This is a genomic window from Tropicimonas omnivorans (genome assembly GCF_031846565.1).
Lineage (GTDB): Bacteria > Pseudomonadota > Alphaproteobacteria > Rhodobacterales > Rhodobacteraceae > Tropicimonas_B > Tropicimonas_B omnivorans.
Genome location: NZ_JAVRHL010000001.1, coordinates 810,658 through 830,763, shown reverse-complemented (window position 1 = coordinate 830,763; position 20,106 = coordinate 810,658). Strand labels below are relative to the sequence as shown.

Genomic DNA, 20,106 nt, shown 5'->3' with positions numbered 1-20,106 from the left:
AGGCCCCGGTGATGGCAGGCGACGCAGCTACCCTCGACGATCCCCGCACGCTGGTCTCGACGGACTGGCTGTCGCGGCATCTGGGCGACGACACACTGCGCATCCTCGATGCGTCCTGGTACCTTCCGGCCATGGAGCGCGACGCGGGGGCGGAGTTCGACGCGGCCCACGTTCCCGGCGCCCGCTTCTTCGACATCGACGCGATCGCGGATCACCGCTCCGGCCTTCCTCACATGGCGCCGCCGCCAGAAATGTTCGTCTCGCGGGTGCGCGCCTTAGGGATCGGGGACGGTCAGCAGGTGGTGATCTATGACGGCGCGGGCCTCTTCTCGGCCGCGCGGGTCTGGTGGCTCTTCCGCCTGATGGGCAAGGACGATGTCGCGGTCCTGGACGGCGGTCTGCCGAAATGGACCGCCGAGGATCGCCCGCTCACCGGCACGCGCGCGCAGGCGCGGGACCGGCACCTGACCGTGCATCCCCGGCCGCACCTGCTCTCCGACGTGACGGATGTGGCGCAGGCCGCGAAGGCCCGCGACCGTCAGGTGGTGGACGCCCGCTCCCCTTCCCGGTTCCGCGGCGAGGAGCCCGAACCGCGGGCGGGAATGCGCGCGGGCCACATCCCGGGGTCGCTCAACGTCCATTACAGCACGCTTCTGAATGCGGACGGCACGATGAAGGACGCCGCGGGCCTCCGCGCCGCGTTCGAGGCCGGCGGTGTCGATCTCTCCCGCCCCGTCATCACCACATGCGGCTCCGGCGTGACCGCCGCGATCCTCTCCCTCGCCCTTGCCCGGCTGGGGCACGAGGACAACTCGCTCTACGACGGCTCCTGGTCCGAATGGGGCGCCTTTCCCGAACTGGAGGTTGAAACCGGATGAGCGTTCTGCCAGCGGGAAGCCGGATCGACTATACCATCACCTGGCTGGAGATGACCGAGCGGCCATCCTATCCCCGGCCGCACCACCCGCTCTCCGGCCCCGTGCAGCTCCTCTGCGCGCGCACGCCGCCGGTCTGGTACTTCCTCGACCTCTACCGCGCGGTCGGGACCGACTATTCGTGGGAGGACATGTTCGAGGCCGGAGAGGAAGATCTCGCAAGCTGGATCCAGGATCCGGACACCGAGCTCTGGACCCTCCTCAGGGACGGCTGGCCGAACGGCTTCTTCTTTCTCGACCACCGCGAGCCCGAAACCTGCGATCTGTCCTATTTCGGCCTCGCGCCGCAGGCGATCGGGCGGGGCCTCGGGCGTTTCATGCTGGAGACGGCAATCCATATCGGGTGGGATTTCGACGGAGTGACACGGATGACGGTGAATACCAACACGCTCGACCATCCCCGCGCGCTGGGGCTCTACCAGCGATGCGGCTTCGAGCCGGTCAGGCGTACCGAGCACGAGCGCATCCTGACGCGTCCGCGCGATCTTTCGCGGATCCCGAACTGATGTTCGCGCATCTCCCGGCAGCGGAGCCGGACAAGATCCTGAGGGTGATGGCGGAGTTCGCGGCCGATCCGAGGGACGACAAGATCGACCTCGGCGTCGGCGTCTACAAGGCCGAGGACGGCACGACGCCCGTCCTGAAGGCGGTGCATGACTCCGAGGCGCGTATCCTCGAGCGGCAGACCACCAAGGGCTACACCGCGCTTTCGGGCGATCCCGGCTTTCGCAACGCGGTGGCCGAGCTGGTCCTCGGCGACGTGCCGCAGGAGCGCCTCGCCACGCTCGCCACCCCCGGCGGAACGGGCGCGATCCGGCAGGCCTTCGAGCTGGCGCGCAAGGCGCAAAGCGATCTCACCGTCTGGCTCAGCGATCCGACATGGACCAACCACGAAGCGATCCTCGACGCGATGGGGATCCGCTGGCGGCGCTACCGCTACTACGACCCGGCGACCGGCCGGGCCGACGTCCCGGCGATGCTGGAGGACCTGGGCGAGGCGGCACGGGACGATCTCGTCCTGCTCCACGGCTGCTGCCACAATCCCACCGGCGCGGACCTGACCGCAGCGGACTGGAGCGCGCTCGGAGACCTCCTGGAGCGCAGAGGTGCGGTGCCCCTCGTCGATCTGGCCTATCTGGGCTTCGCAGACGGGATCGAGGCGGATCTTGCCGGGCTTCGGCAACTTTCGCACCGGCTGCCGGAGTTCCTGCTCGCCTTCTCCGGCTCGAAGAGCTTCGGCCTCTACCGCGACCGCGTCGGCTGTGTCGTGGCCCTCGGGGCGGGCCAGCAGGCCGCGGACGCGATTTCCGGCACCCTGGCGAGCCTCAACCGCCATTCCTACGCCTTCCCCCCCGACCACGGCGCCCGCATCGTGGCGACGATCCTCGGTGATCCGGGCCTTCGCGCAAGCTGGACCGAAGAGCTGTCGTCCATGCGGACGCGTATCAACACGCTTCGCCGCAGCTTCGCCGAGGCGCTGACGGAGGCGACGGGCGATCCCGGCTGGCAGGTGCTGGCCGAACAGCGCGGCATGTTCTCCCTCCTCGGCCTCGGGGACGACGCCGTCAGGCAGATGCGGGAGGAGCACGCGGTCTATGTCGTGGGCGGCGGGCGGATCAACGTCGCCGGGCTGACCCCCGCGAGCATTCCGGCCGCGGCACGGGCCATCGCAGACGTTCTCTGACCCCTGACGCTCAGGCGCGCCGCCCTATCTCGAACGGCGAGTTCAACCAGCGCCGGAGAGACCGAGATGAAGACGGAAAAGACGGACGGGGGCACCCTTGAAACCTGGACGCCGGAGGAGGTGGCCGCGGCCCTCGAGACCGGCGAGATCGTCCTCATAGACGTTCGGACGCCGCAGGAATACGCCCTCGAGCGCATTCCGGGCGCGCTTCTTTTCCCGATGTCCCATTTCGATGCCGGCGCCCTGCCGACGCAGGACGGCAAGCGCATCGTCTTCCACTGCGCCGGAGGCGCGCGGTCCGAGAAGATCGCCCGCGCGGCACTGGCCGCCGGCCTCGATCCCGTCGCGCATCTCGGCGGCGGCTTCGGTGTCTGGAAAGGGGACAAGCGCGCCTATCTCGGCACCGACATGGCCACCGGCGCACCGAAACTCGTCAACGGCTGAACCGACCGGACCGGCCCTTCCCCGAACGAAAAACCCCGGGCACGATCATGTGCCCGGGGCAATCTTGTCGGCCATCAGGCCGGGGCGGTCAGCCGCGATGGAATTCCGGGTAGGCTTCCATGCCGAGCTCGGCGGTGTCGAGGCCGGCGATCTCGGCTTCCTCGCTGACGCGCAGGCCCATTACCCCCTTCAGGATGAACCAGACCACCAGCGACACCACGAAGACGAACACGCCGACGATGACGATCGAGATGAGCTGACCCATGATGGTCGCATCGGGGTTGGTCAGGACCACGGCGAGCGTGCCCCAGATCCCGGCGAAGAGGTGCACCGGGATCGCACCGACGACGTCATCGATCTTCAGCTTGTCGAGGAACGGGATCGCGAAGACCACGATCACGCCGCCGACGGCACCGATGAGGGTCGCCGCACCGAGGCTCGGGGTCAGCGGCTCGGCGGTGATCGAGACGAGGCCGGCGAGGGCGCCGTTCAGCACCATGGTCAGGTCAACCTTGCCGTAGAGCATCTGCGTCAGGATGAGCGCCGCGATGGCGCCGCCCGCCGCGGCCGTGTTGGTGTTGGCGAAGATCCGCGAGACGTCGGCCACGTCGCCGACGGTTCCCATGGCGAGCTGCGAGCCGCCGTTGAAGCCGAACCAGCCGAGCCACAGGATGAAGGTGCCGAGCGTGGCCAGGGCAAGGTTGGAGCCGGGCATCGGGACCGTGCGGCTGTCGACATACTTGCCGATCCGCGGGCCGAGGACGATGGCACCGGCGAGGGCTGCCCAGCCACCGACCGAGTGAACGACCGTGGAGCCGGCGAAGTCGAGGAAGCCGAACTGGCTGTCGAGGAAGCCCCCGCCCCATTTCCAGGACGCCTGGATCGGATAGATCAGGGCGGTCAGGATGATGGTGAAGACGAGGAACGGCCACAGCTTGATGCGCTCGGCGAGCGTGCCCGAGACGATGGAGGCTGTGGTGGCGCAGAACATCAGCTGGAAGAAGAAGTCCGAGCCGGTGGAGGCGTAGCCGTAATCGTCAGCGGCATCCCGGCCGACGCCGACCGCTTCGAGCACCGCGACGCCGAAGGCGCCGAGATAGCCGCCGGTCTCATCGGTGCCGATGGTCCAGTTCCCCAGCGGATACATGATGTTGTAACCGATGAGGTAATAGAAGATCGCGGCGAGCGAGAAGAGCGCGATGTTCTTGGTGAGCTGCATCGTGACGTTCTTGGACCGCACGAGACCGGCCTCGAGCATGCAGAAGCCCGCGGCCATCCAGAACACCAGGAAACCGCCGATCAGGAACAGCAGCGAGTTGAAGATGAAGACGCTGTCGGTGGACGCGGCGGCGAGGTCCGTCGTGGCCTCGGCGGCTTCAGCGGCCTCCTGCGCCATGCCGAGACCCGGCGCGAGCGCCAGGACCGCGACGAGCGGAAGGGTGGACTTGAGTTTCATTGGATCGGTATCCCCTGTCTGTTCCGGCCGGCGCTTAAAGCGCGTTATCGTTGGTTTCGCCCGTGCGAACCCGGACGGCCTGGCCCACGTCGAGGACGAAGATCTTGCCGTCGCCGATCTTGTCGGTCTTGGCGGTGGCCGCGATCGTCTCCATGACCTGATCGGCCATGGCGGCGCTGACGACGATTTCCAGCTTCACCTTCGGCACGAAGTTCACGGCGTATTCGGCGCCGCGGTAGATCTCGGTATGGCCCGACTGCGAGCCGAAGCCCTTGATCTCGGTTACCATCATGCCGCGCACGCCGATGGCGGTGAGCGCCTCGCGCACCTCCTCCAGCTTGAACGGCTTGATTGCAGCAATGATGAGTTTCACTAGTGTCCCCTTCGGCTGAACCGGGCATGTCTCCGGCAGTTCACGGCGCTGAAAAGGCACGCAAAGGGGGCACGCATTCAAGAAACGGCGCCTGCCCCGCCTGCTGCGAAACGCGCACATGCCTAAACTTTAGGCGCCCACACGGTGGTGACCATTTTTCGGGCAGAGAATGAAAATCAAAACGTGACCACTTCCCATCTCCCCAACTGGCGCAGGGTTCGGTAAGCACGTCTCCAATCGAGCAGAACAAGAAACCGAAAGGGGCGAGCGCCATGAGTTCAGGCAAGCGGCCCACCCTGAGTGGCGAGCGACGCGCGGGAAAAGCCGCGCCGAAGCGCCAGCCCAAGCCCGCGAAGTCCAAGCCCGCCCGCGCTGCGCGGCGGAGCCGCTCTGCGCCTGCGCGCCGCCGGCGGGGCGGCCCCCTCGGCTGGATCGCCGCGTTCATCCGCCTTCTGATGCGGGTGATCTTCGGCCTCGTCTTCCGCACCGCGCTGATCGTCTGCCTGCTGATCGCCGGCGCCGTCGGCTACTATTACACGACGCTTCCGCCCGTCGAGGCGCTGGTCGATGGCCGCGCACGCGGCTCCGTCACGCTCCTCGATCGCAACGGGGACGTCTTCGCCTGGCGCGGGGAGCAGTTCGACACCATCACCTCGACGAACGACGTGAACCCCAACGTGGTCAACGCCGTCGTCGCCACCGAAGACCGGCGCTTCTTCAGGCATTTCGGTGTCAGCCCCCGCGGCGTCGCCTCCGCCATGCGCATCAACATGCGGGAGGGCCGCGGGCCGCTGTCCGGGCACGGCGGCTCCACGCTGACCCAGCAGACGGCGAAACTCCTCTGCCTCGGCGATCCCTACGACCCCGATTCGGGCATGTCCGAAGCGGAGTACGAGGAGGATTGCCGCCGCACGACCGTCGGACGGAAGATCAAGGAAGCGATCTACGCCATGGCGATGGAGGCGCGGTACACCAAGGAGGAGATCCTCACGATCTACCTCAACCGCGCCTATCTCGGCGGCGGCGCGCGCGGGTTCGCCGCCGCGGCCGAGCGCTATTTCGGCGCCCATGTAAGCCAGCTCGATCCCGCCCAGTCGGCCATGCTGGCGGGGCTCCTCGTCGCCCCCTCGCGCTATGCGCCGACCTCCAGCCTCGAGCGGGCGCAGTCGCGGGCCGAGACCGTGATCCGCCTGATGTACGAGCAGGACTACATCACCGCGGCCGAACGTGATGAGGCCTGGGCGCACCCCGCGGAGCTGTCCGCCGCCGCCGAGGCGCGCGCCGGCGGCTACTTTGCCGACTGGGTGATGTCCTCCGGGCCGGACTTCCTGACCCGCAACACCACCGAGGACGTCGTCATCGGCACCACGCTCGACCAGCGGATCCAGCGCGCCGCCGAAGGAGCGCTGGCGGACATTTTCGAGGAGAAGGTCCGCGAGGGGTCGGAGGCCGAGGCCGCGATCGTGGTGATGAGCGCCGACGGCGCGGTCCGCGCCATGGTCGGCGGACGTCGCAGCAAGGTCTCCGGCGCGTTCAACCGTGCAACGATGGCCAAGCGCCAGTCCGGCTCCTCCTTCAAGCCCTTCATCTACGCCGCCGCGCTCGACATGGGGCACTCCCCGCTTGCGACGGTGGTGGACGAGCCCTGGTGCATCAACGTCCCCGGCTCCGGTCAGTATTGCCCGAAGAACTACACGCGGGACTTCAAGGGCCGCGTGACCCTTGCGGACGCTCTCAAGGACAGCCTGAACGTGCCGGCCGTGAAGGTGTCCGAAGCGGTCGGGCGCGACGCCGTGCGCACCGTGGCCGAACAGTTCGGCATCGTCAGCGACCTCGCCAACGGTCCGGCCCTCGCGCTCGGCGCCTCCGAGACGTCCCTCCTCGAGATGACCGGCGCGTATGCCGGCATCCTCAACGGCGGCCGCTCCGTGTCGCCCTACGGCCTCCTCGAACTCCGGATCCAGGGAGAGGGCGAGGCCCTGATGGGGCAGGACGGCGGGTACGGCGAGCGGGTGATCTCCGAGCACGCCGCCCGGGAGCTCGTCTGGATGATGAGCCGCGTGATCGACGGCGGCACCGGCGGGCGCGCGAAGCTCGGCGACCGCCCCGCCGCCGGCAAGACCGGCACCACCTCCGCCGCGCGGGATGCCTGGTTCGTCGGCTTCACCGCCGACTACGTGGCCGGCGTCTGGATGGGCTACGACGACAACACGCCCCTCTCCGGCGTCACCGGCGGCGGCCTTCCGGCCGAGATCTGGCACGAGGCGATGATGCGCGTCCATGAGGGCATGGAGGTCAGGCCGCTGCCGATGGACGTGCCGCAGCAGCAGGTCGCCGCGCCCGCTCCGCAGCAGCAGCAGCCGCAGCAGCAGGCCCCCGTCTATCAGGGGCAGACGCAGACCGCCGGAAACCAGCAGCAATACCAGCCCCAGCAGCAACAGCGGCAGCCCGACAATATCGGCGAGCGCATTCTGAGGGACGTGCTCGGAACGATCCTCGGGGGCGGGAACTGACCTCCCTTGGCAAAACGGAGCCGTCCATGACGACGCTGAACGTAGAGGTTCGCCTCGACTACGATGCCGTGGAGCCGACCGCGCTCCTCCTTCAGATCGAGGCCGCCGAAACGGAAGGCCAGCGTATGGTGTCGAACGAGTTGTCCGCGCCGGGGACGGACGAGATGCGGCGCGTGCCGGCCGAGGACGGGATCGGCGAGCGTCTCTGGCTTCACTGCGAGGATGCCTTCCGCTGCACCTATCGTGCCCGGATCGAGGTCACGCGGGATGTGCCGCCGCTGGAAGGCCTTGCCGAGACGCCGCTCCATGCGCTCCCCGGGGAGGCGGTACACTACCTGCTGCCCTCCCGTTTCTGCCCTTCTGGACGGTTCGAGGCCTTCGTGGAGGATCGCTTCGGCGCGCTTTCGGGCGGCGCGAAGATCGCCGCGATGCGCGACTGGGTCGAAGCGTCCTTCTCCTACGTTCCGGGCGCGAGCAACGCCGACACCGACGCGGTGGACACCTTTCTCTCCCGCCGCGGGATCTGCCGCGACTACGCGCATGTCCTCGTGTCGCTGGCGCGCGCGGCGACGATCCCGGCGCGGATGGTTGCGGTCTATTCCGCAGCGGTGACGCCGCCTGACTTCCACGCCGTCGCCGAGGTCTACCTGGGCGGCGCATGGCACATGGTGGACCCGACGGGCATGTCCGATCCCGCGGAGCTGGCCGTCATCGGCGTCGGCAGGGACGCGACGGATATCGCCTTCCTGACGTCCTTCGCGCCTATCGCGCTGAAATACCAGTCCGTGGCCGTTTCCCGCGGGTGACACTTCCGCGCCCACTCCGCGCGATCCGGCTTCCCGCACCGGTTCGCCCGCGATAGTCAGGCCGAATGGCACGTTCAACACGATCAGGAGGTGCGGGGCGAAAGTCGCCGCCGCGCAGCGGAACCGGTCGCGGCCGAGACAGGCCCGCGGCCTCGCCGGTCAAGCGCGCGCGCCGCTGGGCGATCCGGCAGGCCCTCCGGCTTTTCGGCGTCTTCGTGATCCTTCTCTTTCTCGCGATTCTGATCTTCCGCTTCGTCGCCCCGCCGACGACATGGACAATGGTGTCGGAGGGCCGCAGACTTGACGGGATCACGCGCGAATGGGTGCCGGTGGACGAGATCGCACCGGTAATGCTGCGCTCCGCCGTCGCGGCGGAGGATGCCAACTTCTGTCTCCACTGGGGCTTCGACATGAGCGCGATTCGTCGCGCGCTGAATGAAGGCGCCATCCGCGGCGCCTCCACGCTGTCCCAGCAGACGGTGAAGAACGTCTTCCTTTGGCAGCACCGCTCCTGGGCGCGCAAGGCGCTCGAGGCGGGGATCACGCCGGTCGCGGAAATCGTCTGGCCCAAGCGCCGGATCCTGGAGCTCTATCTCAACGTGGCCGAGTTCGGCGAAGGCATATTCGGCATCGAGGCGGCGGCGAACTTCTATTTCGGGACGACGGCAGCGAAGCTCACCGCCCGGCAAGCGGGGCTTCTTGCCGCGGCCTTGCCGGCGCCCAAGGCGCGCAACCCCTCGGCGCCGCCGGACTGGATGCGCCGAAGGGGGGCTGCGATCGAGGACGGCGCGGCCACCATCGCGCGCGACGGCCGTGCGGCCTGTTTCGAGGACTGAGCCGGCGGCGGGGCGCCGCCGCGGCGAGCGAAAACGAAGACCCTGGCGCCCGCGAGTGTTGACGCGCCTCGGGATTGCACTCTGTCGCCTCAGACGGCATCACCATTGAACCGCACTCGTTTCAGGTCCGCTCCATGAACCGCCTTTACCACGTCCCCCTCTCTCCCTTCTGCCGCAAGGTCCGTCTCGTCCTTGCCGAGAAGCGGATCGAGGTCGAACTGGTGGAGGAGCGCTACTGGGAGCAGGATCCCGATTTCCTGCGCCGCAACCCGGCCGCCAAGGTGCCGATCCTGCGGATAAACGGGCGCTTCATGCCCGAGAGCCAGGCGATCTGCGAATATCTCGAGGAGATAGAGCCGACGCCGGTCCTGATGCCCCGCACCCCCGAGGACCGCTACGAGGTCCGCCGCCTCTGCGCCTGGTTCGACGACAAGTTCCACAACGAGGTCACGGCGAACCTCGTCTACGAACGGGTGAACAAGAAGATCACCGGGCAGGGCTATCCCGACAGCTCCCGGATCAAGGCCGGCTCGAAGGCGATCAAGTACCACCTCGACTACATGCACTGGCTGCTCGACCAGCGCCGCTGGCTCGGCGGGGATCAGATGTCGCTGGCGGACTTCACCGCGGCCGCGCACTTCTCCTCGCTCGACTACATCTCGGACGTGGACTGGAACCGCTCGGAGAACGTCAAGGACTGGTACGCGAAGATCAAGTCGCGCCCCGCGTTCCGCGGCATCCTTGCCGACCAGGTCTCGTCCTTCCGCCCGCCCGCGCATTACGCCGACCTCGATTTCTGAGACGCGCCGCGCTCCGCCCCGGGCGGGAACAGGGACCGCGCCTTTTCTCTCGGGCGCGCGGGGCCTAGAACAGGGGCACCGGCAGACCAGCGCGCGAAAGGGCCGAACCCATGAGCCATCCCAAACCCGTCGTCCTGTGCATTCTCGACGGCTGGGGCATCGGCGGCCGGCGTGAGGGCAACGCCCCCGCCCTCGCCGAGACACCCAATTTCGACCGGCTGATGGCGAGTTGCCCCAATGCCACCCTGACGACCTACGGCCCCGATGTGGGTCTACCGACCGGACAGATGGGCAATTCGGAGGTCGGCCACACCAATATCGGCGCAGGCCGCGTCGTCGCCATGGATCTGGGGCAGATCGATCTTGCCATCGAGGATGGCAGCTTCTTCGAGAACGAGGCGCTTCTGGGCTTCGTAGGCAAATTGAAGGAGACGGGCGGCACCGCGCATCTGATGGGCGTCGCCTCTGACGGTGGCGTTCACGGGCATATCGACCACATGATCGCGGCCGCGCGGACGATCGCGGAGGCCGGCGTGCCGATCGCGGTCCATGCGATCACGGACGGGCGGGACGTGGCTCCCAAATCCGCCGACGCCTTCATCGCCGAGCTCGAGAACCGCATGCCGGAGGGGGCGCGCATCGCCACGGTGACGGGCCGGTACTACGCGATGGACCGGGATACCCGCTGGGATCGCGTCCAGAAGGCCTATGATGCCATCGTCTCGGCGGACGGCGTGGGCGCGCCGACAGCCGAGGCCGCGGTGCAGGCGTCCTGGGAGGCGGGCAAGACGGACGAGTTCATCCTGCCCGTGGTCATCGGGGACTATGCCGGCGCGGCGGACGGGGACGGCATCTTCTGCCTCAACTTCCGGGCTGATCGGGCGCGGGAGATCCTCGCGGCAATCGGCGATCCGGATTTCGCCGAGTTCAGCGTGCAGGGTCGTCCGGACTTCGCCGCCAGGCTCGGCATGGTCGAGTATTCGGACCGGCACACGGCATGGTTCGAGAGCGTCTTTCCGAAGCGGAAGATCGTGAACACCCTCGGCGCATGGGTCGCCGCAAAGGGGCTTCGCCAGTTCCGCCTCGCCGAAACGGAAAAGTATCCTCACGTCACCTTCTTCCTCAACGGCGGCAAGGAAGAGCCGGAGGCGGGCGAGGACCGCTACATGCCGAAGTCGCCGAACGTGGCGACCTACGACCTGCAGCCGAAAATGTCCGCCCCCGAGGTCACCGAAAAGCTCGTCGAGGCCATTGGGTCGGGCTACGACCTGATCGTGGTGAACTACGCCAACCCCGACATGGTGGGCCATACCGGCGATATCGACGCCGCGATCGTCGCCTGCGAGGAGGTGGACCGGGGTCTCGGCCTCGCCGTCGAGGCGCTGGAGAAGGCCGGCGGCGCGATGATCGTCACCGCCGACCATGGCAATTGCGATACGATGCTGGCCGAGGACGGCAGCCCCCATACCGCCCATACGCTGAACCCCGTCCCGGTCATCGTCGTGGGCGCGCCGGAGGGGGCCGATCTGAAGGACGGGCGTCTCGCCGATCTCGCTCCGACACTGCTGGAGCTGATGGGCGTCGAGACCCCGCCGGAAATGACCGGCGTCTCCCTCCTCGCCTGACCCCGTGCCCGCCCTCCCCCATATCGCCCTCGCCCTCCTGCTGGCCGTCCCCGCCACGGCGCAGGAGGGGCCTGCCGCCGCCGCGCGTGCGGCCTCCGCCCTTCTCGAGGAGGCGTCGGCTGGGCTGGAAGCGGCCACCGGGCGGCGGGAGAGGGTGGCTGCCCTCACCGGCACCGTGCGCGCCTACGAGGAAGGTCTCGCCGCGCTTCGCGACGGGATCCGGGATGCGGCGGCGCGGGAGCGCACCATCGAGGAACGCCTCGCGGGCCGCGAGGAAGAGCTGTCCCGCCTGCTCGGCGCGCTGTCCTCCATCGGCAGCTCTCCCCCACCCGTCCTGATGATGCATCCGGACGGCCCCCTGGGCGCGGCGCGCTCGGGCATGATGCTCGCCGATGTCACCCCCGGCCTTCGCGCGGAGGCCGATGCACTGAGGGCGGACCTTGCCGAACTGAGGTTGCTGCGCGCCCTGCAGGACGGCGCCTCCGAAGACCTGGCCCGCGGCATGTCCGAAGCGCAGGCCGCGCGGCTCGCCCTGTCCCAGGCGGTGGCAGAGCGCACGGACCTTCCGCTGCGCACCGCTAGCAATGCCGACCAGATGGCGCGCCTCGCCGCCGATGCCGGCTCGCTGGCCGAGTTCGCCGCCCTGATCGAACCTCTGCCGGAACGTCCCGAGAGCGAGACGGGCCCGCGGCCCGGCGCCCTGCCCCTCCCCGTCAACGGACAGATCATCCGCAGGTTCGACGAGATCGGAGCGGACGGCGTCGCGCGGCCCGGATGGTCCATCGCCACGCGTCCCGCGGCCCTCGTGACGACGCCCCTTGGCGCGACGGTGCGCTATGCCGGGCCTCTTTCCGGGTACGGGAATGTGATTGTGCTTGAGCCTGCACGCGAAAATCTGATGGTGATCGCCGGGCTGGACGTGGTCTATGGTGCGCCGGGCCAGGTCCTGCCCGCCGGAGCGCCGATCGGCGTGATGGGCGGGGGCAGCGGCCCGGACGACGAGGCGATCCTGACCGGCCCCGGCACTAGCGCTGGTGCCACGCGCAGCGAAACGCTTTACTTGGAAGTCAGAGAGGGCGACGCCCCGGCGGATCCCGCCACCTGGTTCGCCGCCACCGAAAAAGGATGAGAACAGGATGAGGAAATTCGCGATGGCCGCCGTGGGCGGCACCCTTGCGGGCGCGCTCCTTACCACGCAGGTGGCCGGGCCACTCCTGGCACAGGAAGCCGAACGGAACGTCAATATCTACGAGCAGCTCGACCTGTTCGGCGACATCTTCGAACGGATCCGCGCACAATACGTGGAAGACGTTGACGAGGAGGAACTGATCGAGGCGGCCATCAACGGCATGCTGACCTCGCTCGATCCCCATTCCAGCTACCTCTCCCCCGAGGATGCGCAGGACATGCGGGTGCAGACCCGCGGCGAATTCGGCGGCCTCGGCATCGAGGTGACGCAGGAGGACGGCTTCGTGAAGGTCGTCTCCCCCATCGACGACACCCCGGCCGACGAAGCGGGCATCGAGGCGGGCGACTTCATCACCCATGTCGACGGAGAGAGCGTCCTCGGCCTAACCCTGGACGAGGCCGTGGACCTGATGCGCGGGCCCGTCGGCTCCGAGATCATCATCACCGTGGTGCGCGAGGGCCGCGACGAGCCGTTCGACGTGACCATCGTGCGCGACACGATCACGCTGACGGCCGTGCGCACCCGCGTCGAGGGCGATACGGTCGTGCTGCGCGTGACGACATTCAACGATCAGACCTATCCCAACCTCGAGAGCACGCTGGCCGAAGCGATCGAGACGCATGGCGGGCCGGATTCCGTCAACGGCATCGTGCTCGACCTGCGGAACAACCCCGGTGGCCTCCTGACGCAGGCGATCGCTGTCTCGGACGCCTTCCTCGACAAGGGCGAGATCGTCTCGACGCGCGGACGCATGGCAAGCGAAGGCGATCGCTACAATGCCGAGGAGGGCGATCTTGCGAACGGCAAGCCCATCGTCGTGCTGATCAACGGCGGCTCGGCCTCCGCCTCCGAGATCGTCGCAGGCGCGCTGCAGGATCATCGCAGGGCGATCGTCGTGGGGACCAAGAGTTTCGGCAAGGGCTCCGTTCAGACCGTGATGCCGCTGTCGCAGGACGGCGCGATGCGGCTGACCACCGCGCGGTACTACACGCCGTCCGGCCGCTCCATTCAGGCGCTGGGGATTTCCCCGGACATCGTCGTGCAGCAGCCGGCCGCCGTGCCTGCCGATGAGGACGAGTCGGACGAGGGCGCAAGCGCGGTCATCAACAACCGCTCCGAAAGCTCCCTGCGTGGCGCGCTCGACAATGACAGCCTGACCGAGGACGAGATCCGCCAGATCGAGGAAGATCAGGCCGCCGCCGAGAAATCCGCGGAACTTCGGGAAGAGGACTATCAGCTCGCCTACGCGATCGACATCCTCAAGGGGCTCTCTGCCCTCGGTCCGGAGGCGCGCCGCGTCGCCGCCGAGGCGATGTCCGACGACGATGCGTCAGCCGAGAGCGACGAGGAGGCCGGCGCAGAGGCGCAGTAAAGCCTCCCGCCTCGGTAGAACGAAGGGCCGGTCCAAGATGGGCCGGCCCTTTTTTTGAGGGTGTTTGCAAAGCGTGTTGGTTCTCTTTGTCGCAACGGGGCACAGCGGTGCAATACAACCGAGCTGAAACAACAGATCTTTGAAAGTGATGACAATGGATGAGTTGATAATTCGCCTTGATGCGCTCACGAAGCGAAATGCGCGGGAAATCATGGCGGAAATAGCGGCGGCGCTCGAGGAGAACGGCCTTGTCACTCAGGATGTTCTCATCTCCGCCGCCTACATTGCTGGTATAGAAGACGCAATCACGGGGATGGACGGGAGACCGGAGTATGACCTTCGGCGCATGGATTTTGCGTCAAATGCAAAAGCAACACTGACGGAAACAGGTCGCGCCATCGGATCTGCTGCCAGCCAAGATCTCATCTCTCAAGCGATTGAAGAGCGGTAGGAGAAGGACGGCACCACTTCTTGACCGTCCGCTTCGAGCGCATCGCTTCCCAACGCGCTTTGCGGACACCTGCTTTTTTCATCTGAAGACGGCAAGGCGCGGGGACGGGCGGCGAAGCACGTTCGTCACTCGGGCTGCTGGTTTTCACTGACTCGTTCGGCCCCGCTCGGGACACCGTCGTCGATCATCAAGAGCGCCACCTCGTCGTAAAGATGCACCCAGGCCACCCGTTCGCGCTTTGTCAGGGGCGGAACGAGATGCTGATCGAAGGCGCGCATCAAGGCGAGGCCTCCGGAGGCATAATCGATGGGGACGACGCCATATTCCTTGTGACGGCTGCCAAGTTTGCGCGCCTCGTGCTCGAACACGGCCGGATCGTGAAGGTGGTCGACCAGGAAGCCCATGGTGGACACGAACTTGACGTATTGCCCCTCCATATCCTCTTCGAACAACTGCCGGTACTGCGGGCGCAAATCGAAGAGGGTTTGGTAGAAGGTCCTGGCGGCGACCGGCCCCAGCGCTGCCATTCGGCGCCACGTTCGCGTCACTCGATCAACATCGGAGGGCGTGAGGTGAGGGTGCTGTCCCATGGATGTGACTGTTCACGGTAGCGCGCGCAGACGCCACTTCTAGGCGAATTCCACCACCGCCTCTACAATCTTGCGGGCACGTGGCGATTGATGAGGAAAAGGGCGATCAGCGTCGCGAAAACGGGCAGACCGAGCGCGCTTTCCGATCCGGTTCCTTCCGCGCCGGACCTGTCCCTGCCTTGCGCGCCGAGCGGAAGCACGGCCCGGTTCGATCCCCGTGGGCCGCGGTGCGTGTTCCGGCGACGCCGATGGCCCGCTATTGAATAGCGATCCCGCGACTAGTCTAACGGATCCATGATGACACTTTCCTCGACCGACCTTCCGTACCGGCCTTGCGCCGGCATTCTGCTTCTCAATGCGGACGGCCTAGCCTTCGCCGGGGAGCGGATCGACACGCCCGGCGCCTGGCAGATGCCGCAGGGCGGGATAGATCCCGGAGAGACCCCGCGCGGCGCCGCCTTGCGGGAGCTGGAAGAGGAGGCCGGCGTGAAGCCCCACCTCGCCGACGTGGTCGCCGAGACCCCGGACTGGCTGCGCTACGACCTGCCCGACATTCTCGTGGGAAAGGTCTGGGGCGGGCGCTGGCGCGGGCAGGAACAGAAATGGATCCTCGCGCGGTTCCTCGGCTCGGATGCCGATATCCGCATCGACACCGATCACCCGGAATTCTCCCGGTGGGACTGGATCCCGCCCGCCGAGCTTCCGGACCGGATCGTCCCCTTCAAACGCGCTGTCTATCGCCAGGTGATCGACAGCTTTTCGGAGTACCTCTGATGCGCCCCATCGCCGCCCTCCTCGTCGCCGCTGCGACCCTCTCAGCCGGTCAGGCTGCTGCCCTGTCCTGCCTGCGCCCCGATCCGGTCCGGATCTACACCCAGGCGCGGGATGCCGAAGAGGCCTTCCGCATCGCCTATGGGCAGCTGGACCTCTCCGCCGTGAGCTTTCCGCAGATGGAAAGCTACGACGTGGGCGCCCCCGAGACCCGGGATTTTCCCGGCATCCCCTTCGAGGGGCATGCGATCACGAAGGACGGCTTTACCGTTCCCGTGAGCACGCCCGTCACCGTCCGCCTTTCCTGCCTCGGCCCCTGGTGCCCCACCCCGCCCGGCCCCGAGCCGATGATGATGGCGCTGGAGCAGATCGGCGACGACTGGCGCGTCGACATCAATGCCTGCGGTGGAGACGCCTACGGCCAGCCGAGCAAGGGGCAGCTGGAGCGGGTCGTGGCCTGCCACCGCGACGAGGGCGACTGCGCTACGGAATAGAGAAGGGCCAGCGCACACCGGCGAGCGGCGCTCGGGGAAGGACGGTGCCGGCACCCCGGCTTGCGCCGTCTTCTTCGGGCGAGGCGCCTCGGTGCAGCCCGGTTCCTCTCTGCCCCGCGCGTCGCTCCGTTCCCGGCAAGACGCCCCCCGGATGGCTACCCCCTCCGCCGGGCCCCGCCTCCTCCGGGCCGGCGCACCGTTCTTTCCTTCACGATCAATACATTGCGTCTCCTCACTCAAGGACACCCCATTCCCGGACTCCCAAAAAGAACAAAGCATGAATATCCTGACGGTCCGACTCGCCCTCAGCCTCGAGACTGCCATGCCGGACCGTCAGCTCACCCACCCGGGCAGCGCCCCGTTCGCCGAGCTTTCGGCGCTGTCGAACTTCACCTTCCTGACCGGCGCCTCCCACCCGGAGGAGATGGTGGACCGCGCCGCGATGAAGGGCCTGCCGGCCATTGCCGTCGCGGATATCAACTCCGTCTCCGGTGTCGTCCGCGCCTATGCCGCCGCGAGGGAGATCCGCCGTCTCGTGCGGGAGCGGGAGGAGATGGAGGCACGGGACGGACCGATCGGCCCTCCTGCACCGCCGGGCGCCCCCAGCGCACCCTCGCTGGCGATCCGCAATGTCCCGCGCCTCATCCCCGCCGCCCGGCTTGTCTTCGAGGATGGCTTCAGCGTCACCGCGCTGCCGCGGGACCGTCCCGCCTGGGCCCGCCTCTCCCGCCTGATCTCCCTCGGCCGCCGCCGCGCCACCAAGGGCGACTGCCTGCTGAGCCTCGACGACCTGCTCGAATGGGGGGAGGGGATGGAGCTGTTGATCTTCGCCGGGTTCGCCCCTCCGGGCGGCCTGCCCCGCAGCGCGCACAACCCGGCCAGCCCCACCCGTGCGCTCTGGGACAGCCATGCCGGCCGCCTCGTCGCCCGCTTCGGCACCGCCTGTCACGTCGTTCTTGCGCCGCGCTATGACGGGCAGGACCGCGACCGCTTCGATACCCTCGCCGCGCGTGCCGCTGCCCTCGGGGTCGACACCGTCGCCTCCGCCGAACCTCTCATGCATCACGGCCGCCGACGGCCTCTGGCGGACATCCTCTGTGCCATCCGCCTCGGCTGCGTCATCGACCGGCTCGGCCGCGCCGGCCTGCCCAATGCAGAGCGCCGGGTGCGCTCCGAGGCGGAGATGCGACGACTCTTCGACGGTCCCCATGCCGCCGCCCTCGCCAGCGCCGGCGAGGTTGCCCGGCGCTGCACCTTCTGCCTCTCCGAACTGAGCTATCAATACCCGACCGAGATCGCGGACGGCGAAAGCGCCAGGGACCGCCTCGCCCGCCTCGCCCATGAGGGTCTGGCCTGGCGGTATCCCGAGGGCGCGCCGGAGCGCGTGCTCCGCCTGATGACGCACGAGCTGACCCTGATCGCCAGGCTCGGCTACGAGCCCTATTTTCTCACCGTTGCCGACATCGTCACCTTCGCCCGCTCCCGCGGCATCCTGTGTCAGGGCCGCGGCTCGGCGGCGAACTCGGTGGTCTGCTACTGCCTCGGCGTCACGTCCGTCTCCCCCGAGGTCGGCACCATGGTGTTCGAACGGTTCGTATCGGAGGCGCGGGACGAGCCGCCCGATATCGACGTCGACTTCGAACACGACCGCCGCGAGGAGGTCATCCAGTACATCTACCGCCGGTACGGACGGGAACGCGCCGGCCTCTGCGCCACCGTGATCCATTACCGCGGCAAGCGGGCGGTGCGGGAGGTCGGCCGCGCCATGGGTCTCTCGCAGGACATGGTGGCCGCCCTCTCCAGCCAGATCTGGGGGTTCGGGTCGGGCGCCGGGATGGAAGAGGCGCGCCTGCGCGAACTTGGGCTCGACCCCAGGGAGCGGCGCCTCGCCCAGACCATGGCGCTTGTCCGCGAAATTCAGGGATTCCCGCGCCACCTGTCCCAACATGTGGGCGGTTTCGTCATCACGGAGGGGCGACTGGACGAACTCTGCCCGGTGGAGAACGCCTCGATGGAGGACCGCACGATCATCCCCTGGGACAAGGACGATATCGACACGCTCGGCATCCTCAAGGTGGACGTCCTCGCCCTCGGCATGCTCAGCGTGATCCGCCGCGCCTTCGATCTGCTGCGCCAGCACAAGGGGGTGGACCATACCCTGGCCACCATGCCGAAGGAGGACCCGGCGACCTACGACATGCTCTGCCGGGCCGATTCCCTCGGCGTCTTCCAGGTGGAAAGCCGCGCGCAGATGAACTTCCTGCCACGCATGCGCCCGCGCTGTTTCTACGACCTGGTGATCGAGGTCGCGATCATCCGCCCCGGGCCGATCCAGGGCGACATGGTCCACCCCTACCTGCGCCGCCGCAACAAGGAGGAGGAGGTGACCTTCCCCTCGGACGAGCTGGGCAAGGTGCTGGGCAAGACCCTCGGCGTACCGCTTTTCCAGGAGCAGGCGATGCAGATCGCGATCATCGGCGCGGGCTTTACTCCCGACGAGGCCGACCGGCTGCGCCGCGCCCTCGCCACCTTCAAGAAGCTCGGCAATATCAGCGAGTTCCGCGGCTGTTTCCTGCGGGGGATGCGGGCCAACGGGTATGATCCGGACTTTGCCGAGCGCTGTTTCTCCCAGATCGAGGGCTTCGGCTCCTACGGCTTCCCCGAAAGTCACGCCGCGTCCTTCGCATTGCTCGTCTACGCCTCCGCCTGGCTCAAGAAGCACCATCCGGGGATGTTCGCCTGCGCGCTGCTGAACTCCCAGCCGATGGGCTTCTATGCGCCCGCGCAGATTGTCAGGGACGCGCGGGAGCACGGCGTCACCATCCTGCCCGTCTGCATCAACGCCTCCTACTGGGACAGCGTGATGGAGCGCGATGCCCGGGGCGATCTCTCCCTCAGGCTCGGCTTCCGCCAGATCCGCGGCCTGAAGGAAGAAGAGGCCAAGTGGATTTCCGCCGCGCGGGGCAACGGATACCTCGGCGTCGAGGAGGTCTGGCGTCGTGCCGGCATTGCCCCCCCAATGCTCGAGAAGCTTGCCGAGGCGGACGCGTTCGCCGCAGTGGGCCTGTCCCGCCGGGAGGCCCTCTGGGCCGCGAAGGCCCTGGCCGGCCCATCCCCCCTGCCGCTCTTCGCCGGCGACATGGACGGCGAGAACATCCTGGAGGACGCGGCTCGCCTGCCCTGCATGACCCCGGGCGAGGAGGTGGTCGAGGATTATGTCTCCCTTCGCCTCAGCCTGCGCACCCACCCTCTCGCCATGCTCCGCGGGATTCTAACCCCCGAGTCCTCGTCGAAAGAGGCTCTGGCGCCGACCTCCGGACCGTCGGAGGATTTCGGTCGCGGCAACCATCGCAGAGCCCTGTCCGCCCCCGCAGCGGGTGCAAAGACCGGGACCGCGTCGACGTCCGCCACCCTTCCGGCCGGCACCGCGCCAGCTCGCAGCGGCGCGGCAGGAGACGACGACGGGGCAGAAGGCGCAGCTCCAACCCCGCCCGCCTCACCGCTTCCGAAGCATCAGGCCCGGGGTGCCCGTGAAACACCCGCGTCGCTGGCGCCATCGATCGAAAACGTCACGCCGGAGGCAGAGGCAGTATCGGTCCGGAAAGACATGCCAATGAAAGAGGGAGGACATGCGTTGCCCGCCGCAGTCCAGACACCTGCCACGACGCCACGCCCACATCTGCCCGGGAGCGCTTCGCCTCCCTGCGGTTCGCGGCACCATCCCCATGCTTCGCGCGGAGCGCAAACCGACGCTCAGCCGACGCTCG

17 protein-coding genes and 1 pseudogene are annotated in these 20,106 nt (G+C 67.9%); 15 read left to right on the top strand and 3 right to left on the bottom strand.

Annotated elements, in window-relative coordinates; translation table 11 throughout:
* Positions 1-11: 11 nt before the first annotated feature.
* The 4 genes from sseA to RM543_RS04085 all read left to right on the top strand — a co-directional run bounded on the left by sseA (position 12) and on the right by RM543_RS04085 (position 3,063).
* A complete protein-coding gene (gene sseA / locus RM543_RS04100; RefSeq protein ID WP_311689616.1) occupies positions 12-878 on the top strand; it encodes a 3-mercaptopyruvate sulfurtransferase in 867 nt (288 codons plus the stop codon).
* A complete protein-coding gene (locus RM543_RS04095; RefSeq protein WP_311689615.1) occupies positions 875-1,441 on the top strand; it encodes a GNAT family N-acetyltransferase in 567 nt (188 codons plus the stop codon). Before sseA ends, RM543_RS04095 begins: the two co-directional genes overlap by 4 nt.
* Complete coding sequence (locus RM543_RS04090) at positions 1,441-2,619, top strand: amino acid aminotransferase (RefSeq protein ID WP_311689614.1); 1,179 nt, start codon at positions 1,441-1,443, stop codon at positions 2,617-2,619. Before RM543_RS04095 ends, RM543_RS04090 begins: the two co-directional genes overlap by 1 nt.
* 66 nt (positions 2,620-2,685) lie before the next feature.
* Positions 2,686-3,063, top strand: coding sequence for a rhodanese-like domain-containing protein (locus RM543_RS04085; RefSeq protein WP_311689613.1), 378 nt, complete (start codon positions 2,686-2,688; stop codon positions 3,061-3,063).
* 88 nt (positions 3,064-3,151) lie between these two features.
* Here the strand turns inward: RM543_RS04085 and amt are convergent, their stop codons facing one another.
* The gene (gene amt / locus RM543_RS04080) at positions 3,152-4,519 is read right to left on the bottom strand and encodes an ammonium transporter (protein ID WP_311689612.1); all 1,368 of its coding nucleotides are present in this window, start codon (positions 4,517-4,519) and stop codon (positions 3,152-3,154) included.
* A 34-nt stretch (positions 4,520-4,553) separates the two neighbouring features.
* A complete protein-coding gene (locus tag RM543_RS04075; protein WP_116085759.1) occupies positions 4,554-4,892 on the bottom strand; it encodes a P-II family nitrogen regulator in 339 nt (112 codons plus the stop codon).
* Between the two features lie 272 nt (positions 4,893-5,164).
* Between RM543_RS04075 and RM543_RS04070 the strand changes: the two genes are divergently transcribed.
* The 8 genes from RM543_RS04070 (at position 5,165) to RM543_RS04035 (ending at position 14,484) form a co-directional block, all read left to right on the top strand.
* A complete protein-coding gene (locus RM543_RS04070; protein ID WP_311689611.1) occupies positions 5,165-7,405 on the top strand; it encodes a transglycosylase domain-containing protein in 2,241 nt (746 codons plus the stop codon).
* Between the two features lie 26 nt (positions 7,406-7,431).
* Positions 7,432-8,211, top strand: a complete 780-nt coding sequence (locus RM543_RS04065) for a transglutaminase-like domain-containing protein (protein ID WP_311689610.1) — start codon at positions 7,432-7,434, stop codon at positions 8,209-8,211.
* A gap of 65 nt (positions 8,212-8,276) precedes the next feature.
* On the top strand, positions 8,277-9,047 hold the full coding sequence (mtgA, locus tag RM543_RS04060) for a monofunctional biosynthetic peptidoglycan transglycosylase (protein WP_311689609.1): 771 nt from the start codon (positions 8,277-8,279) through the stop codon (positions 9,045-9,047).
* Positions 9,048-9,181: 134 nt separating this feature from the next.
* Positions 9,182-9,847 carry an FtsZ-binding protein FzlA gene (gene fzlA, locus RM543_RS04055; RefSeq protein WP_311689608.1) on the top strand — a complete coding sequence of 222 codons (666 nt, stop codon included), beginning with the start codon at positions 9,182-9,184 and terminating at the stop codon, positions 9,845-9,847.
* 110 nt (positions 9,848-9,957) lie between these two features.
* A complete protein-coding gene (gene gpmI, locus RM543_RS04050) occupies positions 9,958-11,472 on the top strand; it encodes a 2,3-bisphosphoglycerate-independent phosphoglycerate mutase (protein ID WP_311689607.1) in 1,515 nt (504 codons plus the stop codon).
* A 4-nt stretch (positions 11,473-11,476) separates the two neighbouring features.
* Entirely contained in the window at positions 11,477-12,601 is a 1,125-nt protein-coding gene (locus RM543_RS04045) for a murein hydrolase activator EnvC family protein (RefSeq protein WP_311689606.1), read from the top strand.
* A gap of 7 nt (positions 12,602-12,608) precedes the next feature.
* A complete protein-coding gene (locus RM543_RS04040; protein ID WP_311689605.1) occupies positions 12,609-14,033 on the top strand; it encodes a S41 family peptidase in 1,425 nt (474 codons plus the stop codon).
* 148 nt (positions 14,034-14,181) lie between these two features.
* Positions 14,182-14,484: a hypothetical protein gene (locus RM543_RS04035; RefSeq protein WP_311689604.1), complete on the top strand. Its 303-nt coding sequence runs from the start codon at positions 14,182-14,184 to the stop codon at positions 14,482-14,484.
* 125 nt (positions 14,485-14,609) lie between these two features.
* On the opposite strand, the gene RM543_RS04030 is transcribed toward RM543_RS04035, so the two are convergent.
* Entirely contained in the window at positions 14,610-15,011 is a 402-nt protein-coding gene (locus RM543_RS04030; RefSeq protein WP_311689603.1) for a globin domain-containing protein, read from the bottom strand.
* Between the two features lie 360 nt (positions 15,012-15,371).
* Here RM543_RS04030 and RM543_RS04025 point away from each other — a divergent pair, with 360 nt between their 5' ends.
* The 3 genes and pseudogenes from RM543_RS04025 to RM543_RS04015 all read left to right on the top strand — a co-directional run.
* Complete coding sequence (locus tag RM543_RS04025; protein WP_311689860.1) at positions 15,372-15,848, top strand: RNA pyrophosphohydrolase; 477 nt, start codon at positions 15,372-15,374, stop codon at positions 15,846-15,848.
* The gene (locus tag RM543_RS04020) at positions 15,848-16,339 is read left to right on the top strand and encodes a hypothetical protein (RefSeq protein ID WP_311689602.1); all 492 of its coding nucleotides are present in this window, start codon (positions 15,848-15,850) and stop codon (positions 16,337-16,339) included. The genes RM543_RS04025 and RM543_RS04020 overlap by 1 nt, the downstream gene beginning before the upstream one ends.
* Before the next feature lie 322 nt (positions 16,340-16,661).
* Positions 16,662-19,623 (top strand): annotated as a pseudogene (locus RM543_RS04015) (error-prone DNA polymerase); the annotation flags it as partial.
* Positions 19,624-20,106: the final 483 nt, after the last annotated feature.

Coding starts and splice junctions, on each gene's coding strand:
- RM543_RS04095 (WP_311689615.1), top strand. CDS start 875: ATGAGCGTTCTGCCAGCGGGAAGCCGGATCGACTATACCATCACCTGG.
- sseA (WP_311689616.1), top strand. CDS start 12: ATGGCAGGCGACGCAGCTACCCTCGACGATCCCCGCACGCTGGTCTCG.
- RM543_RS04030 (WP_311689603.1), bottom strand. CDS start 15,011: ATGGCAGCGCTGGGGCCGGTCGCCGCCAGGACCTTCTACCAAACCCTC.
- RM543_RS04020 (WP_311689602.1), top strand. CDS start 15,848: ATGCGCCCCATCGCCGCCCTCCTCGTCGCCGCTGCGACCCTCTCAGCC.
- RM543_RS04065 (WP_311689610.1), top strand. CDS start 7,432: ATGACGACGCTGAACGTAGAGGTTCGCCTCGACTACGATGCCGTGGAG.
- gpmI (WP_311689607.1), top strand. CDS start 9,958: ATGAGCCATCCCAAACCCGTCGTCCTGTGCATTCTCGACGGCTGGGGC.
- RM543_RS04070 (WP_311689611.1), top strand. CDS start 5,165: ATGAGTTCAGGCAAGCGGCCCACCCTGAGTGGCGAGCGACGCGCGGGA.
- RM543_RS04040 (WP_311689605.1), top strand. CDS start 12,609: ATGAGGAAATTCGCGATGGCCGCCGTGGGCGGCACCCTTGCGGGCGCG.
- fzlA (WP_311689608.1), top strand. CDS start 9,182: ATGAACCGCCTTTACCACGTCCCCCTCTCTCCCTTCTGCCGCAAGGTC.
- RM543_RS04035 (WP_311689604.1), top strand. CDS start 14,182: ATGACAATGGATGAGTTGATAATTCGCCTTGATGCGCTCACGAAGCGA.
- RM543_RS04085 (WP_311689613.1), top strand. CDS start 2,686: ATGAAGACGGAAAAGACGGACGGGGGCACCCTTGAAACCTGGACGCCG.
- mtgA (WP_311689609.1), top strand. CDS start 8,277: ATGGCACGTTCAACACGATCAGGAGGTGCGGGGCGAAAGTCGCCGCCG.
- RM543_RS04025 (WP_311689860.1), top strand. CDS start 15,372: ATGACACTTTCCTCGACCGACCTTCCGTACCGGCCTTGCGCCGGCATT.
- amt (WP_311689612.1), bottom strand. CDS start 4,519: ATGAAACTCAAGTCCACCCTTCCGCTCGTCGCGGTCCTGGCGCTCGCG.
- RM543_RS04090 (WP_311689614.1), top strand. CDS start 1,441: ATGTTCGCGCATCTCCCGGCAGCGGAGCCGGACAAGATCCTGAGGGTG.